This is a genomic window from Streptomyces sp. NPDC057249, from assembly GCF_042669245.1.
Lineage (GTDB): Bacteria > Actinomycetota > Actinomycetes > Streptomycetales > Streptomycetaceae > Streptomyces.
Window position 1 is genome coordinate 374,032 of the sequence record NZ_JBHUXS010000004.1, and the last position, 25,305, is coordinate 399,336.

Annotated in this window: 24 protein-coding genes, 2 pseudogenes and 1 riboswitch; of the genes and pseudogenes, 13 read left to right on the plus strand and 13 right to left on the minus strand. The window is 71.1% G+C overall.

From position 1 onward, the window contains the following. The first annotated feature begins 10 nt into the window (after positions 1-10). Positions 11-141: riboswitch (FMN riboswitch) on the plus strand. 154 nt (positions 142-295) lie between these two features. The 10 genes from ribD (at position 296) to ACFUJY_RS10470 (ending at position 8,827) form a co-directional block, all read left to right on the plus strand. Continuing rightward, on the plus strand, positions 296-1,396 hold the full coding sequence (gene ribD / locus ACFUJY_RS10425) for a bifunctional diaminohydroxyphosphoribosylaminopyrimidine deaminase/5-amino-6-(5-phosphoribosylamino)uracil reductase RibD (RefSeq protein WP_383297299.1): 1,101 nt from the start codon (positions 296-298) through the stop codon (positions 1,394-1,396). Next, on the plus strand, positions 1,397-2,005 hold the full coding sequence (locus ACFUJY_RS10430) for a riboflavin synthase (RefSeq protein ID WP_383297302.1): 609 nt from the start codon (positions 1,397-1,399) through the stop codon (positions 2,003-2,005). Further along, positions 2,002-2,646: a nicotinamide riboside transporter PnuC gene (locus ACFUJY_RS10435; RefSeq protein ID WP_383297305.1), complete on the plus strand. Its 645-nt coding sequence runs from the start codon at positions 2,002-2,004 to the stop codon at positions 2,644-2,646. Before ACFUJY_RS10430 ends, ACFUJY_RS10435 begins: the two co-directional genes overlap by 4 nt. Beyond that, the gene (locus ACFUJY_RS10440) at positions 2,643-3,941 is read left to right on the plus strand and encodes a bifunctional 3,4-dihydroxy-2-butanone-4-phosphate synthase/GTP cyclohydrolase II (RefSeq protein WP_383297307.1); all 1,299 of its coding nucleotides are present in this window, start codon (positions 2,643-2,645) and stop codon (positions 3,939-3,941) included. Before ACFUJY_RS10435 ends, ACFUJY_RS10440 begins: the two co-directional genes overlap by 4 nt. Positions 3,942-3,970: 29 nt before the next feature. Beyond that, entirely contained in the window at positions 3,971-4,456 is a 486-nt protein-coding gene (gene ribH, locus ACFUJY_RS10445) for a 6,7-dimethyl-8-ribityllumazine synthase (protein WP_383297310.1), read from the plus strand. Positions 4,457-4,490: 34 nt separating this feature from the next. Then, a complete protein-coding gene (locus tag ACFUJY_RS10450) occupies positions 4,491-4,763 on the plus strand; it encodes a phosphoribosyl-ATP diphosphatase (RefSeq protein ID WP_018103937.1) in 273 nt (90 codons plus the stop codon). A gap of 63 nt (positions 4,764-4,826) precedes the next feature. Continuing rightward, on the plus strand, positions 4,827-5,675 hold the full coding sequence (gene hisG / locus ACFUJY_RS10455) for an ATP phosphoribosyltransferase (RefSeq protein WP_383297313.1): 849 nt from the start codon (positions 4,827-4,829) through the stop codon (positions 5,673-5,675). Positions 5,676-5,700: 25 nt separating this feature from the next. Beyond that, positions 5,701-6,165, plus strand: a complete 465-nt coding sequence (locus ACFUJY_RS10460) for a PH domain-containing protein (RefSeq protein ID WP_383297316.1) — start codon at positions 5,701-5,703, stop codon at positions 6,163-6,165. A gap of 206 nt (positions 6,166-6,371) precedes the next feature. Next, on the plus strand, positions 6,372-7,733 hold the full coding sequence (locus ACFUJY_RS10465) for a hemolysin family protein (RefSeq protein WP_383297318.1): 1,362 nt from the start codon (positions 6,372-6,374) through the stop codon (positions 7,731-7,733). Further along, a complete protein-coding gene (locus tag ACFUJY_RS10470; RefSeq protein WP_383297321.1) occupies positions 7,730-8,827 on the plus strand; it encodes a hemolysin family protein in 1,098 nt (365 codons plus the stop codon). The genes ACFUJY_RS10465 and ACFUJY_RS10470 overlap by 4 nt, the downstream gene beginning before the upstream one ends. A gap of 48 nt (positions 8,828-8,875) precedes the next feature. On the opposite strand, the gene ACFUJY_RS10475 is transcribed toward ACFUJY_RS10470, so the two are convergent. Together ACFUJY_RS10475 and ACFUJY_RS10480 are read right to left on the minus strand one after the other, a co-directional pair. Further along, a complete protein-coding gene (locus ACFUJY_RS10475; protein ID WP_383297324.1) occupies positions 8,876-10,765 on the minus strand; it encodes an AAA family ATPase in 1,890 nt (629 codons plus the stop codon). Between the two features lie 362 nt (positions 10,766-11,127). After that, positions 11,128-11,753 (minus strand): annotated as a pseudogene (locus ACFUJY_RS10480) (uridine kinase); the annotation flags it as partial. 189 nt (positions 11,754-11,942) lie between these two features. Between ACFUJY_RS10480 and ACFUJY_RS10485 the strand changes: the two are divergent. After that, complete coding sequence (locus tag ACFUJY_RS10485) at positions 11,943-13,298, plus strand: peptidase C39 family protein (protein ID WP_383297326.1); 1,356 nt, start codon at positions 11,943-11,945, stop codon at positions 13,296-13,298. Positions 13,299-13,787: 489 nt separating this feature from the next. On the opposite strand, the gene ACFUJY_RS10490 is transcribed toward ACFUJY_RS10485, so the two are convergent. From ACFUJY_RS10490 to ACFUJY_RS10540, 11 genes are all read right to left on the minus strand, one after another. Beyond that, positions 13,788-14,828, minus strand: coding sequence for a hypothetical protein (locus ACFUJY_RS10490; protein WP_383297329.1), 1,041 nt, complete (start codon positions 14,826-14,828; stop codon positions 13,788-13,790). A 42-nt stretch (positions 14,829-14,870) separates the two neighbouring features. Continuing rightward, positions 14,871-15,143, minus strand: a complete 273-nt coding sequence (locus ACFUJY_RS10495; protein WP_383297332.1) for a DNA-binding protein — start codon at positions 15,141-15,143, stop codon at positions 14,871-14,873. Next, positions 15,140-15,862 carry a hypothetical protein gene (locus ACFUJY_RS10500; protein ID WP_383297335.1) on the minus strand — a complete coding sequence of 241 codons (723 nt, stop codon included), beginning with the start codon at positions 15,860-15,862 and terminating at the stop codon, positions 15,140-15,142. The genes ACFUJY_RS10495 and ACFUJY_RS10500 overlap by 4 nt, the downstream gene beginning before the upstream one ends. Positions 15,863-15,875: 13 nt before the next feature. Continuing rightward, positions 15,876-17,906 carry a hypothetical protein gene (locus ACFUJY_RS10505; RefSeq protein WP_383297338.1) on the minus strand — a complete coding sequence of 677 codons (2,031 nt, stop codon included), beginning with the start codon at positions 17,904-17,906 and terminating at the stop codon, positions 15,876-15,878. Next, positions 17,893-18,138 (minus strand): hypothetical protein, encoded by a 246-nt coding sequence (locus ACFUJY_RS10510; RefSeq protein WP_383297341.1) that lies wholly within the window; start codon positions 18,136-18,138, stop codon positions 17,893-17,895. The genes ACFUJY_RS10505 and ACFUJY_RS10510 overlap by 14 nt, the downstream gene beginning before the upstream one ends. 912 nt (positions 18,139-19,050) lie before the next feature. Continuing rightward, complete coding sequence (locus tag ACFUJY_RS10515) at positions 19,051-19,260, minus strand: hypothetical protein (RefSeq protein ID WP_383297344.1); 210 nt, start codon at positions 19,258-19,260, stop codon at positions 19,051-19,053. A gap of 381 nt (positions 19,261-19,641) precedes the next feature. Then, positions 19,642-19,983: a hypothetical protein gene (locus tag ACFUJY_RS10520; RefSeq protein ID WP_383297346.1), complete on the minus strand. Its 342-nt coding sequence runs from the start codon at positions 19,981-19,983 to the stop codon at positions 19,642-19,644. A 327-nt stretch (positions 19,984-20,310) separates the two neighbouring features. Further along, on the minus strand, positions 20,311-20,484 hold the full coding sequence (locus ACFUJY_RS10525; protein WP_383297348.1) for a hypothetical protein: 174 nt from the start codon (positions 20,482-20,484) through the stop codon (positions 20,311-20,313). A gap of 580 nt (positions 20,485-21,064) precedes the next feature. Next, positions 21,065-22,006 carry a hypothetical protein gene (locus tag ACFUJY_RS10530; protein ID WP_383297349.1) on the minus strand — a complete coding sequence of 314 codons (942 nt, stop codon included), beginning with the start codon at positions 22,004-22,006 and terminating at the stop codon, positions 21,065-21,067. 148 nt (positions 22,007-22,154) lie between these two features. Continuing rightward, the gene (locus ACFUJY_RS10535) at positions 22,155-22,814 is read right to left on the minus strand and encodes a Crp/Fnr family transcriptional regulator (protein WP_383297351.1); all 660 of its coding nucleotides are present in this window, start codon (positions 22,812-22,814) and stop codon (positions 22,155-22,157) included. A 342-nt stretch (positions 22,815-23,156) separates the two neighbouring features. Further along, complete coding sequence (locus ACFUJY_RS10540; RefSeq protein WP_383297353.1) at positions 23,157-23,822, minus strand: hypothetical protein; 666 nt, start codon at positions 23,820-23,822, stop codon at positions 23,157-23,159. A gap of 164 nt (positions 23,823-23,986) precedes the next feature. Between ACFUJY_RS10540 and ACFUJY_RS10545 the strand changes: the two are divergent. Both ACFUJY_RS10545 and ACFUJY_RS10550 read left to right on the plus strand, forming a co-directional pair. After that, positions 23,987-24,112, plus strand: a pseudogene (locus ACFUJY_RS10545) (peptidase C39 family protein); the annotation flags it as partial. Between the two features lie 130 nt (positions 24,113-24,242). Continuing rightward, a complete protein-coding gene (locus tag ACFUJY_RS10550; protein ID WP_383297355.1) occupies positions 24,243-25,295 on the plus strand; it encodes a glucose 1-dehydrogenase in 1,053 nt (350 codons plus the stop codon). Positions 25,296-25,305 lie beyond the last annotated feature (10 nt).

The following is a 25,305-nucleotide window of genomic DNA, read 5'->3' on the forward strand; positions in this document are numbered from 1 at the left end:
GTACCAGCAGCAGCGCACTCCGGGGTCGGTGCAATTCCGAACCGGCGGTTACAGTCCGCGACCCGTCCGCATCCAGCGGCCGGTTGACCAGGTGAAATTCCTGGACCGACGGTTAAAGTCCGGATGGGAGGCAGTGCGCGGCGGGCCGTTTCGCGGGTACGCCGCCGTCGGCGGAGGTTCCGGACCACCGGACCCTCCGTGTTTTCCGGCATCCGGCGTCCCCCTCGTGCGTTCCGCTTCTTCTGTCGTCATCGACAGGCCCCGGAGTCCGTGCCCGAAGAGGCAGGAGGACCCGGTGGACACCGCAGCCGACACGACCGCCATGCGCCGAGCCATCACGCTCGCCGCCCGCGGCCTCGGCTCCACCAGCCCCAACCCGGTCGTCGGATGCGTCGTCGTCGACGCCGCCGGCGAGACCGCGGGCGAGGGCTTCCACCAGCGCGCCGGCGGCCCCCACGCCGAGATCCACGCCCTGCGCGCGGCCGGCGACCGGGCCCGGGGCGGGACCGCCTACGTCACCCTGGAACCGTGCAACCACACCGGCCGCACCGGCCCCTGCGCCCAGGCGCTCGTCGAGGCCGGCATCGCCCGGGTCGTGTACGCGGTCGGCGACCCGAACCCGCAGGCCACCGGCGGCGCCGAAACGCTGCGCGCCGCCGGAGTCCGGGCCGAGGCGGGCCTCCTCGCCGACGAGGCCGAGGCGGGCAACGCCGCCTGGCTCACCTCCGTCCGCCGGGGCCGCCCGCACGTCACCTGGAAGTACGCGGCGAGCCTGGACGGCCGGGTCGCCGCCGCCGACGGCACCAGCCGCTGGATCAGCTCCGCGGAGTCCCGCGCCGACGTGCACCGGCTGCGCGCCGAGGCCGACGCGGTCCTCGTCGGCTCCGGCACCGCCCGCGCCGACGATCCCCAGCTCGGGGTGCGCGGCATCGACGGCGCCGTCCAGCCCCTGCGCGTCGTCATGGACACCGGCGCCACCGCCGTACGGCCCGGCGCCCGGGTCCTCGACGCCACCGCGCCCACCCTGATCGCGGTCGCCGAGGACGCGGACACCGGCCACCTGCCCGACGAGGTGGTCCTGCGGCTGCCCCGCGCGGCCGGCCGGCCCGGCCTCGACCCGGCCGCCCTGCTCGCCGCCCTCCACGAGCGCGACGTGCGCTCCGTACTCCTCGAAGGCGGCCCGGTCCTGGCCGGCGCCTTCGTCGCCGCGGGACTCGTCGACAAGGTCGTCGGCTATCTCGCTCCCGTCCTCATCGGCGCGGGCCCCGCCGCCCTCGCCGACGCCGGAATCTCCACGCTGACCGAGGCGTTGCGCCTCGACGTGACGGAGACCGTCCGCATCGGCCCCGATCTGCGCGTCACCGCCGTCCCCGGCCCCGTCCGGAAGGAGAACTGAATGTTCACCGGAATCGTCGAAGAACTGGGCGAGGTCACCGCCGTCGAGCAACTGGACGACGCCTCCCGCTTCCGCCTGCGCGGACCCGTCGTCACCGAGGGCGCCAAGCACGGCGACTCGATCGCCGTGAACGGCGTCTGCCTGACCGTCGTGGACCTCGGCGAGCACGAGTTCACCGCCGACGTCATGGCCGAGACGCTGAACCGCTCCAGCCTCGGCGCCCTGACGACCGGCTCCCGCGTCAACCTCGAACGGCCCATGGCGCTCGGCGGACGCCTCGGCGGCCACATCGTCCAGGGCCACGTCGACGGCACCGGCCGCATCCTGGAGCGCCGCCCCTCCGAGAACTGGGAGATCGTCAAGATCTCGCTCCCGGCAGCCCTCACCCGGTACGTGGTGGAGAAGGGCTCGATCACCGTCGACGGCGTCAGCCTGACCGTGGTGGACGCCGGACCCGACTACTTCACCATCAGCCTCATCCCCACCACCCTCGCGCTGACCACGCTCGGCATCAAGGGGCCCGGCGACCCGGTCAACCTCGAGGTGGACGTCATCGCGAAGTACGTCGAGCGGCTGCTCGGCGACCACGCGCCGGAGGACACGAAGTGAGCGCCCTCGACTGGCTGAACTCCGAGGCGTTCACCGTCCTCGACCAGCACATCATCTGGTCCGACATGATCGGCAACACCGTCGGCCTGATCGCCCTCGCGCTCGGCTGGCTGCGCTCGATCTGGACCTGGCCCGCCCAGCTCCTGTCCGGCGCCGTGCTGGTCGCCGCCAACGTCTCCGTCCAGCAGGCGGGCAGCGTCGGCAAGCAGGTCATCGTCATCGCGGTCGCCGTCTGGGGCTGGCAGCAGTGGACCCGGGGCAGGCAGCAGGCCCAGGACGGCTCCATAGCGGTCCGGTTCGCCACCTGGCGCGAACGCGGCTACCTGGTCGGCGGGGCGGCCCTCGGCACCCTCGCGGTCGGCGGCCTGTTCACCGCCTTCCCCTCGCTCTCCTGGAGCCCGTGGGCGGACGCCTACATCTTCGCCGGCACGCTGGTCGCGATGCTCGCCCAGGCGCGCGGCATGGTCGAGTTCTGGTTCGCCTGGCTCCTGGTCGACCTCGTCGGCGTCCCGCTGAACTTCCACAGCGGACTCGCCTTCTCCGGTCTCATCTACGTCGTCTACGGCGCCCTGGTCCTGTGGGGCATGCGCGACTGGTGGCTGCGTACGCGGACACCCGCTCTGGAAGGAGCCACGGCATGACTGCCCAGCCCACCTGGTTGCACCGGGAACACCACGGGTCCGTCGAGGACCTGGCCCTCGACCCCGTCGAGCAGGCCGTCCGCGACATCGCGGCGGGACGGCCCGTCGTGGTCGTGGACGACGAGGACCGCGAGAACGAGGGCGACCTCGTCATCGCCGCCGAGAAGGCCACACCCGAGATCGTCGCGTTCATGATGAGCGAGTGCCGCGGCCTGATCTGCGCACCCATGGAGAGCGACGAGCTGGAACGGCTCGAACTGCCCCAGATGGTGGACCGCAACACCGAGTCGATGCAGACCGCCTTCACCGTCTCCGTCGACGCCACGGCCGCCCACGGCGTCTCCACCGGCATCTCCGCCGCCGACCGCGCCACCACGCTCCGCCTGCTCGCGGGCGGTACGGCGGGCCCCGGCGACTTCGTGCGCCCCGGCCACGTCTTCCCGCTGCGCGCCCGCTCCGGCGGGGTCCTCGTGCGCAACGGCCACACCGAGGCCGCCGTCGACCTCGCCCGGCTCGCCGGACTCCGGCCCGCCGGGGCGATCGTCGAGATCGCCGGCGAGGACGGCGTCATGCTGCGGCTGCCCCAGCTGGTGCCGTTCGCCCGCAAGCACGGCCTCACGATCATCTCCATCGAGGACCTGATCGCGTACCGGCGCAGCAACGAGCCCACCGTCCGCCGCGAGGCCGAGGTCCGGCTCCCCACCCGCTTCGGCGCCTTCACCGCGTACGGCTACCGCTCCACGGTGGACGGCGTCGAGCACGTCGCGCTGGTCCACGGCGACCTCGGGAACGGCGACGACGTCCTGGTGCGGGTCCACTCCGAGTGCCTGACCGGCGACATCTTCGCGTCCGAGCGCTGCGACTGCGGGCCCCAGCTGCACGCCTCCATGGAGCGCATCACGGACGAGGGACGCGGTGTCGTCGTCTATCTGCGCGGCCACGAGGGCCGGGGCATCGGCCTGCTCTCCAAGCTCCGCGCGTACGAGCTCCAGGAGCGCGGCGTCGACACGCTCGACGCCAACCTGGAGCTCGGCCTGCCCGCCGACGCCCGGGACTACGCGGCGGGCGCCCAGATCCTCGGCGACCTCGGCGTGCGGAGCCTGCGCCTGATGACGAACAACCCGGACAAGACCGCCGCGCTCACCCGGCACGGCCTGACCGTCACCGGGCGGGAGCCGATGCCCGTCCAGGCCGGCGAGCACAACCTGCGGTACCTGCGCACCAAGCGCGACCGCATGGGACACGACCTGCCCTGGCTCGACGCGGTCCCCGCCTCGGCCTGCGGCAACCAGTAGCACACCCGTACAGAGAACCCAGGAGAGACATGAGCGGCAAGGGCGCACCCGAACTGTCCGTACGCAACTGCGGTGACCTCCGTGTGGCGGTCGTCGCCGCGCAGTGGCACGAGAAGGTCATGGACGGGCTCGTCGACGGCGCGCTGCGCGCCCTGCACGAGCTGGGCATCGACGAGCCGACCCTGCTGCGGGTCCCGGGCAGCTTCGAGCTCCCCGTCGTCGCGAAGGTGCTGGCCGGGCGCGGGTACGACGCGATCGTCGCCCTCGGCGTGATCATCCGCGGCGGCACCCCGCACTTCGAATACGTGTCCCACGGCGTCACCAACGGCCTGACGCAGGTCGCCGTCGAGACCGGCGTCCCGGTCGGCTTCGGCGTACTCACGTGCGACAACGAGGAGCAGGCGCTCGACCGCGCCGGTCTCGAAGGGTCCAACGAGGACAAGGGGCACGAAGCGGTCACCGCCGCGATCGCCACCGCCGCCACGCTGCGCTCGGTCAGCGAACCCTGGCGCTGAGTGCGGGCCGGGCACCCCGTATTCTGAGCACATCATGGCGAACAAAACCTTCGAAGAGCTCTTCGCCGAGCTGCAGCTCAAGGCCGCCAACGGCGACCCGTCCACCTCCCGCACCGCCGAACTGGTGGAGAAGGGGGTCCATGCCATCGGCAAGAAGGTCGTCGAGGAGGCCGCCGAAGTCTGGATGGCCGCCGAGCACGAGAGCAAGGACGCCGCCGCCGAGGAGATCTCGCAGCTGCTGTACCACGTCCAGGTGATGATGGTCGCGCGCGGGATCTCCCTGGACGACGTATACGCCCACCTCTGAGCCAGGCCCCGCACTCTCCCGTACGTCATCCCGCCTCACCCTTCGCAAAGGAAACCCGACCTCATGCTGCGCATCGCCGTCCCCAACAAGGGTGCTATCTCCGGGCCTGCGATGGCGATGCTCCATGAGGCGGGCTACAAGCAGCGCAAGGAGTCGAAGGAACTCGTCCTGGTGGACCCCGCCAACGAGGTCGAGTTCTTCTACCTGCGCCCCCGCGACATCGCGATCTACGTCAGCTCGGGCCGTCTCGACATCGGCATCACCGGCCGCGACCTGCTGCTGGACTCCGGCGCCGAGGCCGAGGAGATCCTCCAGCTCGGCTTCGCCCGCTCCACCTTCCGTTACGCCACCAAGCCCGGGACCGTCGCCGGACCCGAGGACTTCGGCGGCCTGACGATCGCCACCTCCTACGAGGGCATCGTCGCCAGGCACCTCGCCGAGTCCGGCGTCGACGCCTCCGTCGTCCACCTCGACGGCGCCGTCGAGACCGCCATCGAACTGGGCGTCGCCCAGGTCATCGCGGACGTCGTCGAAACCGGCACCAGCCTGCGCAACGCCGGCCTCGAAGTCATCGGCGAGCCCATCATGACCTCCGAGGCGGTCGTCATCCGGCGTACCGGCGCCCCCGGCGACGAGCCCAAGGTGCAGCAGTTCCTGCGCCGCCTCCAGGGCGTCCTGGTGGCCCGCAGCTACGTGATGATGGACTACGACTGCCGCGTCGAGCACCTGGAGCGCGCCGTCGCCCTCACCCCGGGCCTGGAGTCGCCGACCATCTCCCCGCTGCACCACGAGGGCTGGGTCGCCGTCCGCTCGATGGTCGCCGCCGCCGAGGCGCAGCGGATCATGGACGACCTGTACGACCTCGGGGCCCGCGCCATCCTCACCACCGCGATCCACGCCTGCCGGCTCTGACGGCGGGAAACGGAAGAAGAGCACGATGTCAGCCCCCGCACCCCGGCCCGGCCCGCCGGCCCTGCCGGTCACCTTCCGGCCGACCCGCACCCGGGTGGTTCTGCTGACCGTCGGCGCGATGATGTTCGCCGTCATCACCGTCGTCGCCTTCACCCTCGAACAGCTCAGCGGGGGAGAGCGGGTCAGCTTCGTCTTCACCGCGCTGCTCTTCTTCGGCGTCCTGGCGCTGCTCAGCCGCCCCAAGATCGTCGCGGACGAGGACGGCGTGACGGTGGTCAACCTCACGCGCAGCCGCCGCCTCTCCTGGGCCGAGATCGTCCGTGTCAACCTGCGGGTGGGCGACCCGTGGGTCTTCCTCGACCTCAGCGACGGCACCAGCATGCCCGCCCTCGGCATCCAGCCCGGCATCGCCAAGCAGCGGGCCATCCAGGACGTCAGGGCCCTGCGCGCCCTCGCCGAGAGCAGGGGCACCGGCACCGACAACGCCTAGCGGGCGGCTCGTCGGGCACGGCCCCCTGCCCCGTACGACCCCTTGTTGATTACTCTGGAGGGCGGCGGCGCCCCGTGCGCGCCCCGCCCCGCCCGAAGGCCCACGCGGCCGGCGGGGATTTTCCTGCGACCCGAGGAGTGACTCCCTCCAGCAATGGACGGATCGTCCGGTAGTACCTGCGCCGCCCCCTCCGTGGAGGCGGCGGCATGACAACCCCCCTGTTGCTGCTCTGCGCGGCATTCCTTCTCATCCTCGCCAACGGATTCTTCGTGGCGGCCGAATTCGGTCTCGTCACCGTGGAACGCGCGGACGCCGAGCGCGCCGCCGCCGAAGGTGACCGGCGGGCCCGCTCGGTCACCGACGCCCTGCGCGAGCTCTCCTTCCAGCTCTCCGGCACCCAGCTCGGCATCACCATCACCTCCCTGGTGGTCGGCATGCTCGCCGAACCGGCGCTCGCCCAGCTGCTGGACGGACCCCTCGCCCTGACCGGGCTGCCCGACGGCGCCGTGCCCACCATCAGCGTGGTGACCGGCATGCTGCTCGCGGCGGCCGTCCAGATGGTCATCGGCGAACTCGTCCCGAAGAACTGGGCGGTCTCCCGCCCGCTCACGGTCGCCCGGTTCGTCGCCGGACCGCAGGCCCGGTTCACCCGGCTCTTCCGGCCGGTCATCGGCGCCCTGAACACCGCGGCCAACCGGCTCGTACGCCTCCTCGGCGTCGAGCCCACCGAGGAGCTGGCCTCCGCCCGCACCCCCGGCGAGCTGGTCTCCCTCGCCCGGCACTCCGCCGAGGCGGGCACCCTCGAACAGGACACCGCCGACCTCTTCGTACGGACCCTGTCGCTCGCCGGGCTCACCGCCCAGCACGTCATGACGCCGCGCGTGAAGGTCAGCGCCCTCCAGACCTCCGCCACCGCCGAGGACGTCCTCAACCTCACCCGCGCCACCGGCCTGTCCCGCTTCCCCGTCTACCGGGAACGCATCGACGAGGTCGTCGGCATGATCCACCTCAAGGACGCCCTGGCCGTCCCGGCTCCCGAACGGCTGCGGACCACGGCCGGCCGGATCGCCGTGCCGCCGCTCCTGGTGCCCGAGACGCTGCCCGTCGAGCAGCTCCTCCAGCGGCTGCGCAAGGAGCAGCCGATCGCCGTCGTGGTGGACGAGTACGGCGGCACCGCCGGGGTCGTCACCCTGGAGGACATCATCGAGGAGCTGGTCGGCGAGGTCCGCGACGAGCACGACGCCGAGGGCGCCGACCGCCCCGAACTGGCCCCCGCCCCGCCCGAGGACGGCAGCCCCGCCTGGGACGCCGAGGGCAGCTGCCGGGTCCTCACCCTGCGCCGCATAGGACTCGACGTACCCGACGGCCCGTACGAGACGGTCGCCGGGCTCGTCGCCGACCTGCTCGGCCGCATCCCCGCCCCCGGTGACCGGGCCGAGCTCCCCGGCTGGCGGATCGCGGTCCGCCAGGTCGGCCACTACCGGGCCGAGAAGGTCCGCTTCGTCCGGACGGCCGGTGCAGCCGGTGCGGACGCCGCGGAGCCGGCGGTCCTGGAGGCGGCGCGATGAGCCTCGTCCAACTGGTCTTCGCCGGACTCCTGGTCCTCGCCAACGGCTTCTTCGTCGGCGCCGAGTTCTCCCTCGTCTCCGTACGCCGCAGCCAGGTCGAACCCCTCGCCGCCGCCGGTTCCGGCCGCGCCCGCCAGGTCCTGTACGGCCTGGAGAACCTCCCCCAGATGATGGCGGCGGCCCAGTTCGGCATCACCATCTGCTCCCTGACCCTGGGCGCCGTCGCCGAACCCACCGTCGCCCACCTCCTGGAGCCGGTGTTCGCCGCCGTGCACCTGCCCGAGGGGCTGATCCACCCGCTCGGTTACGTGCTCGCGCTCGTCCTCGTCGTCTTCCTCCACCTCGTGATCGGCGAGATGGTCCCGAAGAACCTGGCGATGGCGGCGCCCGAGAAGACGGCGCTCTGGCTGAGCCCGGGCCTCGTCGGCTTCGCCCGGCTCTGCCGTCCGGTCACCGCGGCGCTCGGGGCCTGTGCCCGGCTGGTGCTCCGTCTCTTCGGCGTCGAACCGAAGGACGAGGTGGAGGCCGTCTTCACCAGCGAGCAGCTCAACCGCCTCGTGGAGGACTCCGGGCAGGCCGGTCTCATCGAACCCGAGGCGCGGGAGCGCCTGGAGGACGCCCTGGAGCTGGGCAGCCGCCCGGTCACCGACGTCCTGCTGCGCCGGGCGTCCCTGGTGACCGTGGACCCCTCGGTCACCCCGCGCCGCATCGAGGAGCTGACGGTCCGCACGGGCTTCTCGCGCTTCCCGGTCTGCGCCGAGGGCGGCGGCCCCTTCATGGGCTACCTGCACGTCAAGGACGTCCTGGACCTGGAGGACGGCGAGCGCGCGGTGCCGCAGCAGCTCTGGCGCCCGATGGCCACCGTACGGGCCGAGCTCCCGCTGGACGACGCCCTCACCGTGATGCGCCGCGCCGCCACGCACCTCGCCCAGGTCGCGGACGCCTCCGGCCGGGTGCTCGGCCTGGTCGCGATGGAGGACGTGCTGGAGACGCTGGTCGGCGAGGTCCGCGACCCGGCGCACCGGGTGGCGGAGCCGCGCCGCACGGAGGAGCGGACGACGGACCCGGACGGGGCCACGGCCCTGGTGGGCTGACACCCGTTCCGGCCGCCGGAGGAGTCCGGCGGCCGGAACGGGCGCGGCTCACGGCGCCGGCGGCTCCTGCTGCCCCCGGCCCACCGGTCCGCGCCCGGAAAGGACCTCGCCGTACGCCTGCATCAGGTCCGGCAGCCGCAGCGTGGCCAGGTCGTCCCGGGTGGGCATCGTCGTGCAGCCGGAGAGCCGCAGATCGCGGTAGGCGCAGCTCTTCTCGTACAGCGTCCGCAGGAAGCGGCCGTTCCCCAGCTCGTCCAGCCAGCCCTGGTCCACCACATGGCCGCTGATCGAGCGCAGCTCCTCCAGCGACTCCTCGTCCCACACGTCGCCGTTCTCGGCGGCCAGCACCTCGCCGATCGCGGTGAGTTCCAGCGGGCGGTAGCTGGGGAAGTCCACCCGGGTGGTGAAGCGCGAGGAGAGCCCGGGGTTGGTGGACAGCAACCGGTCCATGCCCTCCGGATAGCCGGCCAGGATGACGACGAGGTGGTCCCGGTTGTCCTCCGCCCGCTTGAGCAGCACCTGAAGCGCCTCGTCGCCGTACGCGTCGCCCTTGCTGTACCCGGTGTTGGACAGGCTGTACGCCTCGTCCACGAACAGCACCCCGCCCAGCGCCGAATCGATCAGCTCGTTCGCCTTCACGGCGGTCTGGCCCAGGAACTCGCCGACCAGATCCGCCCGTTGCGCCTCCACGAGGTGATCGCCGCCGAGCAGGCCCAGCGCGTAGAAGACCCGGCCCAGGATGCGGGCGACGGTCGTCTTGCCGGTGCCGGACGGCCCGGAGAACACGAAGTGCCGCTTCGGCGGCTGTACGGGCAGCCCCTGGCCCGCCCGGAGCCGCGCCATGTTGAGCTGCGCCGAAAGGGCCTTGACCTGGCGTTTCACCGGCTCCAGACCGACCATCCGCTCCAGCTCGGCCAGCGCCTCGGCCAGCAGCGCGGGGTCGCTGGGCCGGGCCGGGAACGGCTGCGGCGCCGGGGCCTTCGCCCGCGCCCCGCCGGGCAGCGGGACGCCCCCGGCGCCGGGCACGTCCTGCGGTTCCCCGCCGGGCGGCAGCTCCCGGCCGTCCCCCTGGTCGGCACCCGGCGCCGCGGCGCCCTCCGCGTAGAACGCGTCCGCCTCCACGCCGGTCAGGGACACGGCCGCCAGCCCCGGCAGGTCGTCGGAGCCGTCCAGCCCGTCGTAGTCCGCGATGGCCGCGAGGCGGGCGGAGGTGTCCATGAAGGCGGGGTCGATGCGGTGCACGGCGCGGTAGAGGGGGAGGGCGGCGGCGCTGCGGCCGGTGCCCTCGTGGGCGCGGGCCAGCCAGTAGCGGAGCTCCTTGCGCTGCGGCTGCTCGCTGCGGCACCGCATCAGGGCCGTCGCGAGCATCGGCTCCGCCTGCCCGTACATCTCCAGGCGCACCCGGGCCATCCCGCCGAACAGCCCCGCCTCGATGCCCAGCAAGGGGTCCTCGATCAGCTGCTCGGTGTGGCGGACGAGCTGCTCCCAGTCCTTGACCAGGTAGGAACGGCAGGCGTGCAGGAAGCGGACCTGGGGGTCGGTCTCCACCGGCGGCAGGGCGGCCAGCGCCCGGTCGAGCTCCGCGACATGGCGGCCGTCGAGCCAGTGCGAGGCGTGCGCCAGCAGCAGGTCGCGCGGGGTTTCGAGCACCGGCTGCACCCACCAGCCCAGCCAGTACCAGGAGTTGAGCGTGCGCCGGTAACGGGTGCGCTGCTCGCCGAAGCGGTCGCGGTGCCGGTGCATGTGCAACAGCGCCGACGCGGTGTCGACGCGCAGCGCGTGCAGGCCGAGCCAGGCGTCCGCCATGCCCGGGTCCTGGCCCACCGCCGCCCGGAACTCCTCCTCGGCCTGCGGATACGCGCCCATCGTGTAGGCGTCCACGCCCCGCAGCCAGGCGAGGTCGGCCGGGGCCTGCGCGCCCTGCGTACCGAAGTCCATCAGGTCCCCCACAAACGTGCCCCCAGGATGTCCCGCCGCCCGAAAGCCCGCTCCGGGCCCGCCGAATCGCTGTGCCGTGGACGGGAATTGACCGCACCGAGAGGCATCGTACCTGTGCGGTGCGTATCCGACGAAGGGCGCCGCAGGCCGAAGGAACGCCGTGACCCAGGGTGAGGAAGAGGGCGGCGCGCAGGGCCGGGCAGGCCGGCACGGCACAGGACGAAGCCCCCGGTCACGGGGGAACAACCGGGGGCTTCGTGTCTGCGGGGGCTCCGAAAAGCCGCACATTGAGAACGTAAGACCTGTACCGCCCCCGGGTCAAGCGGAGTTGAAGTACTTCCGAGCGGTTTTCCGCCGGCGCGATAGGGCGGCGCGAGCCGGTCACGCCGGGTGACGGAACGGTTCAGCGCCGCTCCCGCACGGGTCCCTCCAGCCACTCGTACCCCACAGGCAACTGCCGTACCAGAGCGTCCGCCCAGGGGCGCGACGGATCGGCCGAGAAGTGCGCGGTCTCGGCCGCCGTCCAGCCGTCCCAGAAGGAGCGCAGCGCCGGCCCGTCGCGCCGCCGGCCGCGCGCCCAGGAGTCCTCGGCGGCCAGCTCCATCCACAACAGCCGCGCCAGCAGCGGTCGCAGGGCGCGCCGCCCGGCGCCGACGCCCTCGATCAGGACGACGGGGGCGGGCTCCAGGGTCCTGGCCGGCCCGAAGGTCCGCGCCGTCCAGTCGTACGGGGCGTAGCGCGCGGGTTCGCCGCGCGAGAGCGGACCCGTCACCTGCTCGCGGAGCCGGTCCGTCCAGGCGAACGGTTCCTCGTGCGTGGCCAGATCGTCCAGGTGCAGCACGGGTGCCCCGCCGAGTGCCGCCGCGAGCCGGCCGGCGAAGGTGCTCTTGCCCGATCCCGCGTGGCCGTCGACGGCGACCAGGCGCACCGGTCCGCAGGAGGGCGGGAGCGCGGAGAGCCGCGCGGCGTGAAGCGCGAGATCGTTCATGCGCCCAGCCTAGGTGCCGGCCGGGGTAGGCCGTTCGGCCCAGCCGCAGGTCACGCCAGTGGTAGAGACCAATATTGGTCGACCGGCGCAGGTCGAATCGCTGGCCGAACCGGGACGCGACCCGCGATAGTTGGCGCACTGTCGTGCACCGCAGCCCCATTCCGCAGACGACGACCGGGGGTCTCGCCCATGCCCAGTCCCACTTCACGCCGCACCGTGCTCGCCGCCGCCGCCGTCGTGGCGGCCGCCGGTGCCGGAACGCTGTCGTCCGCCGCCTCGGCGGCAGCCGCCCCGCGCCGCGGCCGGCCCGCGCCGCCCTCGGTGGACAACCACGCCTGGACCACGTACACCGACTGGCGGTGCGGCGACCCGGCCGGGACCCGCGCGGTCGCCGGCCGCCGCGCCGGTCTGGTCATCGCCCACCCGCTGGGCCGTACGGACTACACCGACCCGCACACCGGCACCACCGCCGCCTGGGAGTACGCGACCTGGACCTCGCCCGTCCACCGCTCCTCCGTCCCCGCCACCGAGGTGATCGCCTCCTGGAACGCGGACACCCCGGCCGGCACCTGGACGCAGGTCGAGCTGTGCGGCCGTTACTCGGACGGCACCGAGACCCCCTGGTACGTGATGGGGCGCTGGGCCGCCGGTGACGCGGACATCCGCCGCACCTCGGTGGACGACCAGGGCGACGGCAAGAGCTCCGTCTGGACGGACACCTTCTCGGTGGACGACGCGGCGAGCGGCCTGCGCCTGCTCTCCTACCGCCTCCGGCTGACCCTGTACCGCACCCCGGGCACCCGCCTCACCCCGACGGTGTGGCGGGTGGGCGCGATGGCCTCGGACATCCCCGACCGCTTCACGGTGCCCGCGAGCACCCCGGGCCTGGTCCGCGAGCTGCCGGTGCCGCGCTACTCGCAGAACGTCCACGCGGGCCAGTACCCGGAGTACGACAACGGCGGCGAGGCGTGGTGCAGCCCGACCTCCTCGCAGATGATCATCGAGTACTGGGGCCGCGAACCGTCCGCCGAGGACCTGGCCTGGGTGGAGCCCGGCCTCCCGGACCCCTCGGTCTGCCACGCCGCCCGCTTCACGTACGACTACCAGTACGAGGGCTGCGGCAACTGGCCGTTCAACGCCGCCTACGCGGCCACGTACGACGACATGAGCGCCGCGGTGACCCGCCTGGGCTCCCTGAACGACGTGGAGACCCTGGTCCGCGCGGGCATCCCCGTCATCACCTCCCAGTCCTTCCTCAAGGAGGAGCTGACCGGCGCGGGCTACGGCACGTCCGGCCACCTGATGACGGTCATCGGCTTCACCGCCGACGGCGACGTCATCGCCAACGACCCCGCGTCCCCGGACGACGACGCGGTCCGCCACGTCTACAAGCGCCACGAGTGGGAGACCATCTGGCTGCGGACGAAGCGGTACGACGCGAACGGCAAGGTCAGGAGCGGGACCGGCGGGGTCTGCTACGTCTACTGGCCGGCCCACCCGACGCCGGCGCAGCGGTGGGCGCTGCGGTCGTTCGGGCTCCTGTGAACCTGTGCGGTGCCACGGCTGCATCGACCTGACGGCGGCGTTCCCAGCCGTTCTGGGTGAGGTGGCCGCACTTGTCCACCGTGACCTTGATCGAGCGGTGCCCTCGCCGGCGAGACACCTCGTAGATGGACACGCCAATCGTCGTGGTCACGGTAATCCACTTGTCCCGCAAGTCGTGCGGGTACGACAAATCCACTGTTCGCATTTCGGACAGGAAGCCGGCCGATGAACTGCTCAAGGAGAGGCCGGCACCGCGATGCCGCGCTATTCACCCTCCTCCGATGCTTCAAGGAAGCGCGGACAGTTCGGCTGTCACGGCGGCCATGAGGGTCTGGCCGCCCCAGTGGGGTGGGGAGTCGGCCGACCTGGGCGAATCCGGTCTACTGCGCGGGGCCGCCCGGGCGGGGGGAGGCGGAGGCCAAGTTCTCCGCCTCCCCGTTGCGGCTCATGGTGCCTAAGCCCAGGGGCCGGGCCGCGCCGGGGCACTGTTCAGGAGTGACGCAACTCCACTGCCTTGGAGTGCAGTTCCTGCATCATGGTGATGCTGTGAAGCATTTTCCGGAAGGCCGACGTGATCCTGCGTGCGGGGCGGCGCATAAGGCGACTGGCGGCACCGAGCATATTGATCATGGCCATGCCCTCCTGAACGGAAGCCGATTCGATCTCGGCGCCCCAGTCCATCAAGGCGATCTGTTCCAGCGCTTCCTCGGCGTCCTCCGGCCATTCGGCGGGAGGAGTGGTGGCCAGCCAGTCCAGGAATGCCTGAAAAGCGGCGTAGGAGGTGCGCATACGTTCGACGAAGCGGTCCGCCGCAGCCTCCAGTTCTCCGGTCGGTCCCTCGATGGCCTTGGCCAGACGGTTCACCACGGCCATCCTCTTGCTCGCCGGGGCCCCGGAGTGGTTGGCCTGGGTCATTTCCTCCCCAAGGAGCATCATGAGCTCCGTGAGGTCCGACATGGCCGCGTCCACGTCGGCCATGTCGTCGGCGAGTACCTCCAGCTGGGTCTCGGCCTCCACAATCAGATCGAACATGCCCGGGAGGTTCTCGTCGGGGCCGCTCTCCACTCCGGTCGCGGAGCCCGTCTCGATCGGGCTGTCCGTCCGCAGCGGGTTCGCCGCCAGCGTGTCCAGCAGTTGCTTTCGTGCAGTCTCGGTGCTGCCCGGGTGGGACGGGAAGGCCAGGCGTAGCACCATCCCGGCGGCGGGACGGCACTCGGCGTCGTGGGTGATGTGGACGGTGCGCCGGCCGAGCGCATGGCGCGCGCCGAAGGCGAAGGCCAGCTCCGGGTCGAGACCGCCGAGGTCCGCGACGACGACGTCTGCCTCAGTGAGCAGGTGTAGCAGTTGGTCCAGGGGCAGGCCGGCCTCGGAGAGGCTGCCCGCCCTCAGCAGGGTGAGGCCGAGTTGTTCGCACACCGGGCGCACGATCTCCTCGTGGATGACGGTGGACCGGTGCCGCACCTCCGGGAGGCAAGGGGCGGCGGAGTAGGTGGTGGTCGCGGTCCCGTCGATGACGAGGCAGGTGGGCATGATTGATACCTTTCGGTGGTGGTCCGGCAGGGCAGGAAACGGTCAGTCGAAGAGCGTGAGTGCCACGCCGTCGGCGATCTCGTCGGCGAAGATGGGACGCTCCTCGATGCCCAGTGCGGCCAGCAGTTCCACGGTCCGCACCCGGTGGCGGCGGCCGACGGGCACAGTGGGACAGGGAAACTCGTCATGGGCGACCAACCGGTAGGCGGTGTCCATGCACATGCCGAACGCCCGGGCCGCCGTGCGCAGGTTGACGGTCACCGGCAGGTCGAAGATCTCGCGGAAGGTGAGGGGGGTCTCTTGGCCGCCGCTCATCCCTTCCTCCCGACCCGGCGCAGGGAGAGGGCGGCGACCCGGCGGCCCCGGCCGGAGTGCCCGACGCTCGTGGCCGTACCGGCCACGCCCCAGGCGCTGGCGAGAGCGCCGATCCGTACGCCTTCGACACGGTGCGCGGGTACGGAGATCCGCAGGCTTGCGGAGAGCCCTGACCAGCGCGGGGCCGGGTCGTAGTCAGCCCGCCAGACGTCGTCGCTGCCCGCGCTGGAGGAAGTACCGCCCGCGCGTTCCACGTCCTCCACCGTGTTCTCGCGGTGCGTGTCGCGCCAGACCTCCCAGGCGCGGGAACAGGCCGACCGCAGCACCGTCCTCCCGGGATCCGGATCCTGCGGGTCCAGCTTCGTCAGCTCTTCGAGGTAGCAGGTGACGAGTTCCGCCTCGACGTCCTCGCGGTCGGCACGGCGGCACCGGGTGATCCGGGACGCGTTGCGGCGCAACCCCGGGAGCCCCAGCCACACCACCGCCTCCCGCCAGTCGGTACCTCCGGTCCGGAAGCGCTCCGCGACCTGGTGCCACAGGAAAGCCCGTGACAGGGAGCACGCGGTGCGGTCGTAGAGCAATGCGCGGGCCCGTTCCAGGGAAAGGGGTACGCCCGCCGGTTCCGTGCTGTCGAGCAAACGTAGCGGGGGCGTCGGGGCGTTGTCGGCCCACCGGCGCTCGACGGTGGTGAGGATGCCAGGGAGAGAGAAGAAAGTCATGGTCGCCTCCTGTTCAACCGGCCTGTCGGGCCAGGGTGTTGTCTCGCCAGGCCTTCAGCGCGCGGGCGGCGGGTACCTTGCCGGGCATCGTGTCTGGGCCTCTTTCCACGGCTAGGAGCCAGCGGAGGGATCCCGGCTCCCGGGCGGTCACCAGCCCGTCGAGGAGCCGGGCGACCGCCCGGGTCCGGCCCTTGGCGCCGGCCGCCCCGGCACACCAGGTGAGCAGGGTGTCGCCCATGCTGGAGAAGGCGACCGACTCATTCAGGGAGTGTCCGACGAGATGGACGGTGACCGCCGCCGACCCGGCGCGGGCCAGAGCCCGTCCGCTCCACCACGAGAAGTCGGTGCGGGCCAGGACGGGAAAGGCACAGGCGGTTAGCAGGCCGGCCGTGGCATCGGTCCGCGCCCAGTCCCGCATCCGGTGCAGGACGGTCATCCTGGTGGTGTGGTCGCCTCGGTCGAAGCGTCGTACGAGTGCCCTCTTGGCAGCCTCGAAGACGGAGAGATCGTCCTGCCCGGCGCCCAGGGTCTCCGTGAGCTGTTCCAGCAGTCGCAACGCCTGCTCGTCCCCGGGACCTTCGGGCTCCCCACAGGCGTACGCCACAGCGTGCATCAAGGAGGCTTCGGGCGTGACGCTCCACAGGTCGAGCAGGTCGGCCGCCGCCTGTGCCACCGCACGGTCCCGGAAGCGTGTCGCCAGGCATCGCGCAGCCACCCGCGGGGCGGGAAGGACTGGAGCGGAGGCCAGCGCGGGCAGCAGTTGCAGGGACTGGCCGCTCGTGACCTCCGCCAGAGCGGCGACGGCCCGGCCGGCCTGCTCGATCTGGTTCTCCTCCAGGCCGGGGTCGGCGAGCCAGGCGTGCACCACCGGCACGAGGTCCGCACGATCCCGGCACAGGCTCTCCCACACTGCCCTGCTCACGGCGGGCCAAAAGAAGGACACCGTGTCGGTGGCCTCGTCATCGGCGCGGCTCACGCGATGGGCTCCGAGGATCCGCAGGACCTCGGCCGGTGGCTTCGACGGGAGGTCCTCGCCCGGATGACAGTGGGAGCCGGGACCCCGCATCCTGTCCGGACCTGCCAGCCGCAGCAGTTCCTGCGCCCGTTCCATCACGAGGGCACGGTGCTGCCCTCCGTAGACGCAGAGGGAGAGCAGACAAGCCAGCAGGGCGGGATCGCGCTGAGCCCGGGCCAGGACCTCGGGGCCCTCGGCCCCGGCCAGGGTGCGCATGAGCTCCCCCGAGGCCGGGTCGCCCGCCGCCGCCAGGCGCCGCAGGGTGTCCGCGGCCTGTACGGCGTGGCGTGGCGGGAGGCCGTCGGGCAACAGCTCCTCTAGATTGCCGGGTTCCAGGGCCCGCAGTAACCGGGCGCGTACCGCCTCGTCGGGGCAGCCGTCCGCGAGGTGGGTGGTGAAGACCTTTCGGGGGTCCGGCGACCGGTGGCGCACGACCGGCACGCCGAGGTGGTCCTCCAGTGCGCCTACTAGGCCGGGGGCCTCCACGAGGACGATGACGAGGCGGGCGCCAGCCTCCGTCAGGAGCCCTTCGAGGCGGGCCAGGTCCCACGGCCGGAGCGCGAAGGGATCCGCGGGCTCCGTCACCAGGTATCCGTCCACGCCCTGGGCGCGCGGCGACCACCGGGAGAGGTTGGCCGTTCCGTCGACCTGGACGAGGACGGGGGCCTCGTGGCCGTGCGCGAGCAGGTTGAGTGCGTGTGTTTCCCGCCCCGTCCCGGCCTCGCCGACGAGTACCACGATGCCGGATTCGCGCACCGCGAGGGCTTCCTCGAAGCCGGGCGGCGGTACGAAGCGCCGCCGCGCCGTCTGCACATGCTTCGCCCGTACGGGGCCTTGCCGTATCGGCCTCGGGACCGCGCCGCCCTCCGCCGAAGGTGCGAGCCGCTGGTGCTGGCCGCCTGTCAGCAATCCGGTGTTGATGACGCCGTTGGGGGCCCAGATCGCCGGCCCCCGACCCGCCAGAGCCATCGCGAACTCGGCGAATTCAGTCTCGGGCTCGGTCTCGCTGGGGAGATCAGCTGTCGCCATCGGTTCCTCCGCCGGCGTGGTCGGAGAATCCGACGGTGGTGACGTGCTGACCGCCGTGGACGGTGCCGGTATTGATGATGCCGCGCTCGGCGTTCAGCACGGTCGCGGGGGAGGTCGCCGCCTGGGGAGCGGCGTCCGGTGTTGCCTCGGCCTCGTGTGCCGGGCCTGTGGTCTCTCGTCGTCGGCGGAACGCGAGGACATTGTCCGGGGCCTGGGGTTCTTCTGCTTGCATGTCGCCCTTTCCTTCCGTGGGCGCCCGGAACCGTGCGGGCGGGCGCCTCCCTTTCGGACACGTCGAGATTCCCGCAGGTGCATCCCCGAAGCCGCTCCGGAGGACCAGGAATCAAGTAACCCCAGTCACACACGGAAATGGTTTATGGAACGGCGTGGAGAAGAAGAGCGGGTGTGTCACCGAAAGGCGACACACCCGCTCAGAAATTCGATATTCGCATATGTTCGCCAGAGTCAGATGTACTTGCCGGGGGCCGACCTCCCGAGTGCCCCGATCCGGTCTCGCGGCAGGCTGGAGAGCTCCTTGCGCTCCTGTTCGGACAACGTGCCCAGCAAAAGGCCAAAGCTCCTCCTGCCAGTCGCAACGCGGCGGACTCAGCAGATCCTGGTGACCGACCGACCGACCGCCCAGTCCAGCACCTGCCGCACCTATGCGGGGTGATGAAGCAACCACAGGGCCGCCAGCGGCACCGGGTCGGTGTGGAGGGCCTGGAGACAGAACTCGTCATGCCCCGGCGGCTGGCCGTCCAGGAGTAACGGACCCCGTCGCTTTCCCGCCCGCCGAGAAGCAGCTCCTCACCGTTCTCCCGGAGCCGCACGTCGAACACCCGGCAGCGCAGGCCATCTTCCTCCAGGCGCTGCGGCAGACCGAGATGCCGCATGATCTACAGCGCCCACAGCCCGTTGCCGGAGGTGGTCTGGGCATCCGCCAAGTAACTCAGAGCAGAGGCGAGATGGGTCCGTACCAGGTGCCAGCCGTGCAGACACTCGCACGGACGATGCGTACGGGTCGGGGTCCCACCAGGAGACCCACAGGCCGACCGAGTTCGTACCGTGGACCTTGGGAGGCCGACCGCCCGCGTGTCCACGTGCTCCGTCGTGTCCACCCGGAAGACGTCGCTGTACTTTCCGTTCAGGTGAGGAGCGGGGGCCTCGTCCACCAGGGGTGCATAGGTACCGAACCCTCCGGGTCCCCTTGCCGGCCGAGAAAGGAGTACTCCCCCGTCTCGTCCCTGAGCACCAGCGCCCAGTCCTTCGACGCGCACCAGCGGTGGCCGGGGATCTCCCACCAAGGCTGCCTGTCCAGCCGGTGAAAGCGGCGGTCGGTGGTGTCGTCGTTCATGCTGCCTCGCTGTGCGCGCCGGTCCGCCGCCGATGGAGCGCGTCGCGGGCGGTGACGAGGCCGGGCCAGCCGTTCGCACCTGCCTGGTCCATTTCCACGAACAATCGGAATGCACCGGAGCGCATGGATTGGCCGCGACAAGGTTCTCGACGGCCCGGAACTGTTCGTCATTCCACTTACCCGCCTCCGCCCAGCGCAGCAACGTCCCGCACGTCGTTTCACACCGGACAGAAGAAAGCAACTGACGCGCTGGACCCACCACCGCGACCGTCTACCCGACACCTACCGCGCCATTGTCGGCCCCGTCTCCGACCGCACCGCTCAAGCCTGAAGCAGCGACCCCCCCCAACGGAGCACCACGCCTCACCGGCTTATCACGCATCAACTGGTTAGACGGAAGTCGGTCGCCGTGCTCCAGCGATGCAGTCGGTGGCGAATCTCGGCGACGAGCACGACGTCCTCGGCCGCGACGCCCAGCGCGTTCGCCACGATGAGCCGACGGGTCGCATGGTCCGACCGGGCGAGTTCCCGGAGGCGCACCAGGGCGTTGTGCCCGCCGCCCCAGCTCGCCATCCGTTCCATGGCCCGGCCCGCCGGTCCGGCGAACCCGCTGGAGCTGGCTACGTTCCGCAACCACTCGACGAGCAGTCCTGACAACTGCCCGTACTCGCGCCGCGCATGTCTGGAAACGGCCTCGGCCTGTCGACGTCCGATGAACGCCACACCCTCCACACTGTGCGAGTAGGCTCCCTCCGCCCGGATCTTGCGGTCCTGGCGGACCGCGCGCGCGGCGTTCAGCAGTTCCGTCGGGGAGTGCCGGAAGACGAACTTCGGTTGGGCCGGTCCGTTTTCGTGGCCCCGTAGACGTCTTGCCGGGCAGCACCGCCGTCAGTCGGTCCCCCGCCAGCTTCGCCGACCGGTCGGCCTCGTTCCTGACGATCTGCTGGTCCAGCCCCTCGTAGACCGAAGCAGTCAGCAGGAAGGCCAGTGATTTCGGCTTGTCGCACAAGCTCTCGATGAACTCCGAGATCTCCCGCTCGGCCTGGTAGCTCAGCCGGAGCCCCAGGTGGCCGAGAGCTTCCGGATCGTGTCGGCCTTGACGAGGGCCGTCACCCGCTCCACCGATTCTGTGGGTACCAGCCCCGGCACCAGAAGTTCGCCCAGGTCGTAATGGTCGGCGAGCGCAGACAGCAGTCGGTCCCGCTCCCACCGGTCCTGCACCACCGCCTCGAAGCAACTACCGAACACCAGGGGGCGGCGGGGCGCACACGGTGGCGCTGATGTGGAGGTCCGGTTCGATGCAGTGCAGCAGGGCCGTGTCGTCGGGCAGGACTATCACCATGCACGCATGGGTCCTTTTGAGCGGCTCCGGTTTCTCAGCATGACCGGGGAAGAGGCAGGGAGGGGAACACCCCATCTATCGGGTACCCCGCGCCGAAGCGTCGGCGGGCTTCCAGCGGTCCAGTTCGGTGATGCCGTCCAGTGCCGGCAGCGGCGCATCAGCCCCGCAGCTCGCCCGTAAAGGTTGAGCGCCGCGGCACGACGGCCTTTTCCTGGTCGGCCGGCCAGGAAAAGGGGCCCCTGCCTCAGCTTTGCGAGGGCTGCTTCGAACCTGTCGGGGCGTGCGAAACCCTGCGAGGCGGCCTTCCTCTCCACGTTCCTCCGGGGCGTAGATGACGGGCGCCCACTCCTTCGCCCCGCTGATCAACTCGGTGATGTCGTGCTCCGCTTCGGATCTCGGAGCCCCGTCCTCGCGCAGGGGTCCGGGGCCGGGCGGCCTGGCCGCCCCCGCTCTCCCGTTCCCTCACTCGCGCCCCCGGCGCTCGTCGCCGCGGATCTGATCGCCCTGGAGGCGGCGGATCTTTTGGCCCTTCACGTAGTCACCGGCGATCCGGTCGCCCGCCACGTGGTGATTGCGCACGCTCTGACCGCCGTGGAGGGTACCGGTGTTGATGTTGCCGCGGGGGGCGGTGATGACATCTGTGCAGCGGGCCGTCGTGTCGTCGCCGGACGATTCGGCAGGCCGCGGGGAGGGCTCCGGTACAGGTTCCGGAGCGGGGTCGTCGACGAGGGTGCCCTCGTAGAGGGGGCCGGAGGGGTTGGGGACGTAGAGCCAGGCCCGTCGGGAGAACGACTTACCCTCGACCGTCGCGGCCACCTCCACGAAGTGGTCGGGGTGGCGCCCCGTGTAACCGCCGGCGACCGCGTCCTCGTAGCACCGCTCGGAGAGAATGGCCGCGACGTGGGTGATGGTCTCGTTGTGGGAGGTGAGCACGGCCTTGACGGGGCGCGAGTCGAGCAGCCGGTGGGTGTCGTTGCGTGCTGTGCCGTTGCCGCTGAACTCGTCCCCGGTCTCCGGAAGCGGGCCGACATGCAGACTGACGCGGAGCCTAATCGGCGCCGCCCCGTGGGAGAGGACGTTGAAGTCGGTCAGAACCTCCTGGAGCGTGAGCAGCAGGGGGTGGATGACGAAGGGCATGCGTGCCGGGTCGAACCCGAAGACGTAGCCATCCCCGGTGGTGGCCGGGAAAGTACGGTCCTCCCACAGGTCTCCGAGGCCGGCCCTTAGCAGCGCGGTCTTGAGGAGTTCTGGGACGACCCGGCTGACGGCCTCGTGCTCGATCGCCGGGCGGCCCGTGAAGTCCTTCGCATCGACAGCCAGAATGCCCTGGTAGGGAGGCAACGGCCGGCTGTGGGTGTACGGGGCGATGATCCGCTGGGGTAGGGCGCTACTGAACTCGGGCATGTCACTCCTCCGTTAAGCCCACCCGGCCACTCTCGGGTCGGGTGGGAACGCTGTCGCGTGCCATGTCGAGCTTCACAGCGGGCGGGGAGCCGTTCCGTTCCACAGGTCCCGATTGAGAGTGATGTGGGCCACACCGCCGATGGAGGTGTCAGCCGCCCGCGTGGCCGTCGGCCGCCTTGCGTAGGCCCTCCACGCTGACCACCTCGATCCGGCGGTTTCCCGCTCTCACGCAGTCGGGGCCGAGCCGTTCGAGCGCCTTGCTGACGGCTTTGCGGCCCACATCGATGTGCCGGGCCAGCTCCTCCCTGGTGAGGGAGAAACAGGGCTTCTCTCCACCGGCGGCCGCGACCAGGCGGAGCAGGGCCAGGGCGAGACGTTCGTGCACAGCCCCCTCACTCAGCTCGACCTGTTCGCGCATACGATTCCAGGCCAATTCAAAAATGGGGGGTGCGAGCTTGTTCTCCTGGATGAAGCGATGGAAATCCTGTGCGGGCACAATGCACGCCCTGCTTTTCCTCAGCGCCCACACATCGGCCATCCGGACGCTTTTAGGCTGAAGCGCCATCTCCCCCAAAATCTCGCCCCGCCCCCGGAAACCGAGCACTCGCTGCCGCCCGTCGGGCTCGGTCCTGACGACCTTCACTAGCCCCTCCAGCAGGGCAAGCACATGCGTCCCCTGGTCGCCTTGCCGCAGCAGGGCGCGGCCCGCGAGGTAGGTCTGCTCCGGATACCGCGTCAGTCGCGCCCATTCCTCGTCCGGCACTAGAGCACACAGAGGAGCCGACGGAAGAGAATCATCTTCGCTCATACGGTCAAGCTAGAGGATAAAAGCTCCGGATGGGCATGGAATTCATAGGCCAGTGTGCGCGTCACAAATAGAACGGCCGAGTTATTTCCGTTTAACTGCCCGCCATCATCCTGCTGCCCTTGAGCCGTTCTAATGCGGAGAGGCGGACCTGGATGCGAAGAGGGAGACCAGGAAGGCGACCACGCAAAGGCGGCGGCGACGCTGGAGGTAAGGCTCTGGCTGCCTCAGGCTGGCGGGAGCCGACCGGGGCGGGCGAAGAGAACCTTCTCGGCCGGGTCCGCCCGGCCGAGAAGGGCGGGATCTGCTGGTCTGCCTGGTTGCGACCGGCGGTGCCGAAGGCGGTCACAGGATGCAGGGGCCAGCTAGCTGCCGACCTGCTCGGTGGTGTTGAGGAGGTCGGAGGCCGCGCCGGACTCGGCGGGGCCGGACGTCGGAGAGGGCCATCAGAGTCTGTGAGACGACCATCGTCCCCATACCCGAGCTGATCACCAGTGTCGGGTCGAGGGCAGAGCCCGCGTGGGTGGAGCGGACGTTCGTCAGGTAAGCCAGGGCCAGGCAGAGCGAGCCCAGGACCATGACATGCTTCGAGCCGTACATCGGCAGGAGTTGGGAGGTGAGGCCTGCCACCATCTCGATCACTGTACTGACTGGCAGGAAGGCGAGGCCCGCCTCCAGTGGGCTGAAGCCCCCGCACCTGCTGCACGAAGAGCGCAGGCAGAAGGACATGCCGAAGATCGCCGCCGCCAGGCACAGACTGATTTCGTATGTGCCCGCCCCTTTCCAGTCGGCGAACATGTGGCGGGGGATCGGCTTCCGGGAGCGGTGTTCCACCACGATGTACGTGGCCAGCAGGACGAACGCGGCGCAGAATGACGCGTCCGTGTACGGATCGCTCCATCCCCCGTGCGCCGAGCGGATGAAGCCGTACACCAGCGCCGTCGTGCCGAGGGCCGACGTGAGCGCGCCCGCCGGGGAAGCGGCCGGGGTGGCGTTCCGAATCCTTGGCACAACGGGGAGTCAGCAAAACGATCATCAGGGCGATCGGCACGTCACAGACGCCCGTAAAGGCTGGCATCGGGTCAGCGCCAACGCGTCTGTGCTCGATTGTCTCACGCGTCCCGAGTCGCTGACCTGCGTGTTTGCGTGGGAGGGCGGCGCCCTCCCTTTAGGGAACCATCTGGCTGCGGACGAAGCGGTACGACGCGAACGGCAAGGTCAGGAGCGGGACCGGCGGGGTCTGCTACGTCTACTGGCCGGCCCACCCTACGCCGGCGCTGCGGTCGTTCGGGCTGGTGTGAGCCGGTAGGCGCAATCCCGGGGCGTACCGGCCGCCGGGGCGCAAGATCGGCGGGCGATCGGGTAAACGGGCAGCGGGTGAGCGGCCGGGAGAGGCCGACGCCGCTGCCCGCGTGCTCGAAAGGGGTACCGATGCGTGCCGTTACCGTGCGGCCTTCGGCCGGCAAGAGCCTTGAGGTGTGCGAGGTGCCCGACCCGGCGCCGGGCCCGGGCGAGCTCCTGGTGGACGGGCTCGGTGTGGGGGTCTGCGGCACGGACAAGGAGATCGCGGCCGGGGATTACGGCTGGGCGCCGAGCGGGGAGGACCGGCTGATCATCGGTCATGAGTCGCTGGGCCGGGTGCGGCAGGCGCCCCCGGCGAGCGGCTTCGAGGCCGGGGACCTGGTCGTGGGCGTGGTGCGCCGGCCCGATCCGGAACCGTGCGGCGCCTGCGCCCGGGGCGAGTTCGACATGTGCCGCAACGGGCGCTACACGGAGCGCGGGATCAAGGAACGGCACGGCTACGCCAGCCAGTCCTGGACCGTCGAGAGCGATTACGCGGTCCGGCTCGACCCGTCCCTGGAGCGCGTCGGCGTCCTGCTCGAACCGACCACCGTGGTGGCCAAGGCGTGGGAGCAGGTCGAACGGATCGGTGCGCGGTCCTGGTTCGAGCCGCGCCGGGTCCTGGTCACCGGGGCGGGACCGATCGGCCTGCTCGCCGCGCTGCTGGGCCGGCAGCGCGGACTGGACGTCCACGTCCTCGACCGGGTGACCTCGGGGCCGAAGCCCGGTCTGGTGACGGGCCTGGGCGCCACGTACCACTCCGGCACGATCGACGAGGTGGCCTCGGCCCTCCGCCCGGACGTGGTGATCGAGGCGACGGGCGCCGGAGACGTGGTCTTCGGCGCGATGCGGGAGACCGCGAGCTACGGGATCGTCTGCCTGACCGGCGTCTCGCCGAAGGGGCGCCGGCTGTCGGTGGACGCCGGCACGCTCAACCGCGAACTGGTGCTGGAGAACGACGCCGTGGTGGGGTCGGTCAACGCCAATCTGCGCCACTACCACGCGGGCGCGGAAGCCCTCCGGCGCGCAGACCCGGACTGGCTGGAGCGGATGATCACGCGGCGGGTGCCGCTGCGGGACGCGGCCGACGCGTTCATCGCGCACGACGGCGACATCAAGGTCGTCATCGATCTCGACGACTGACGCCCGGGGG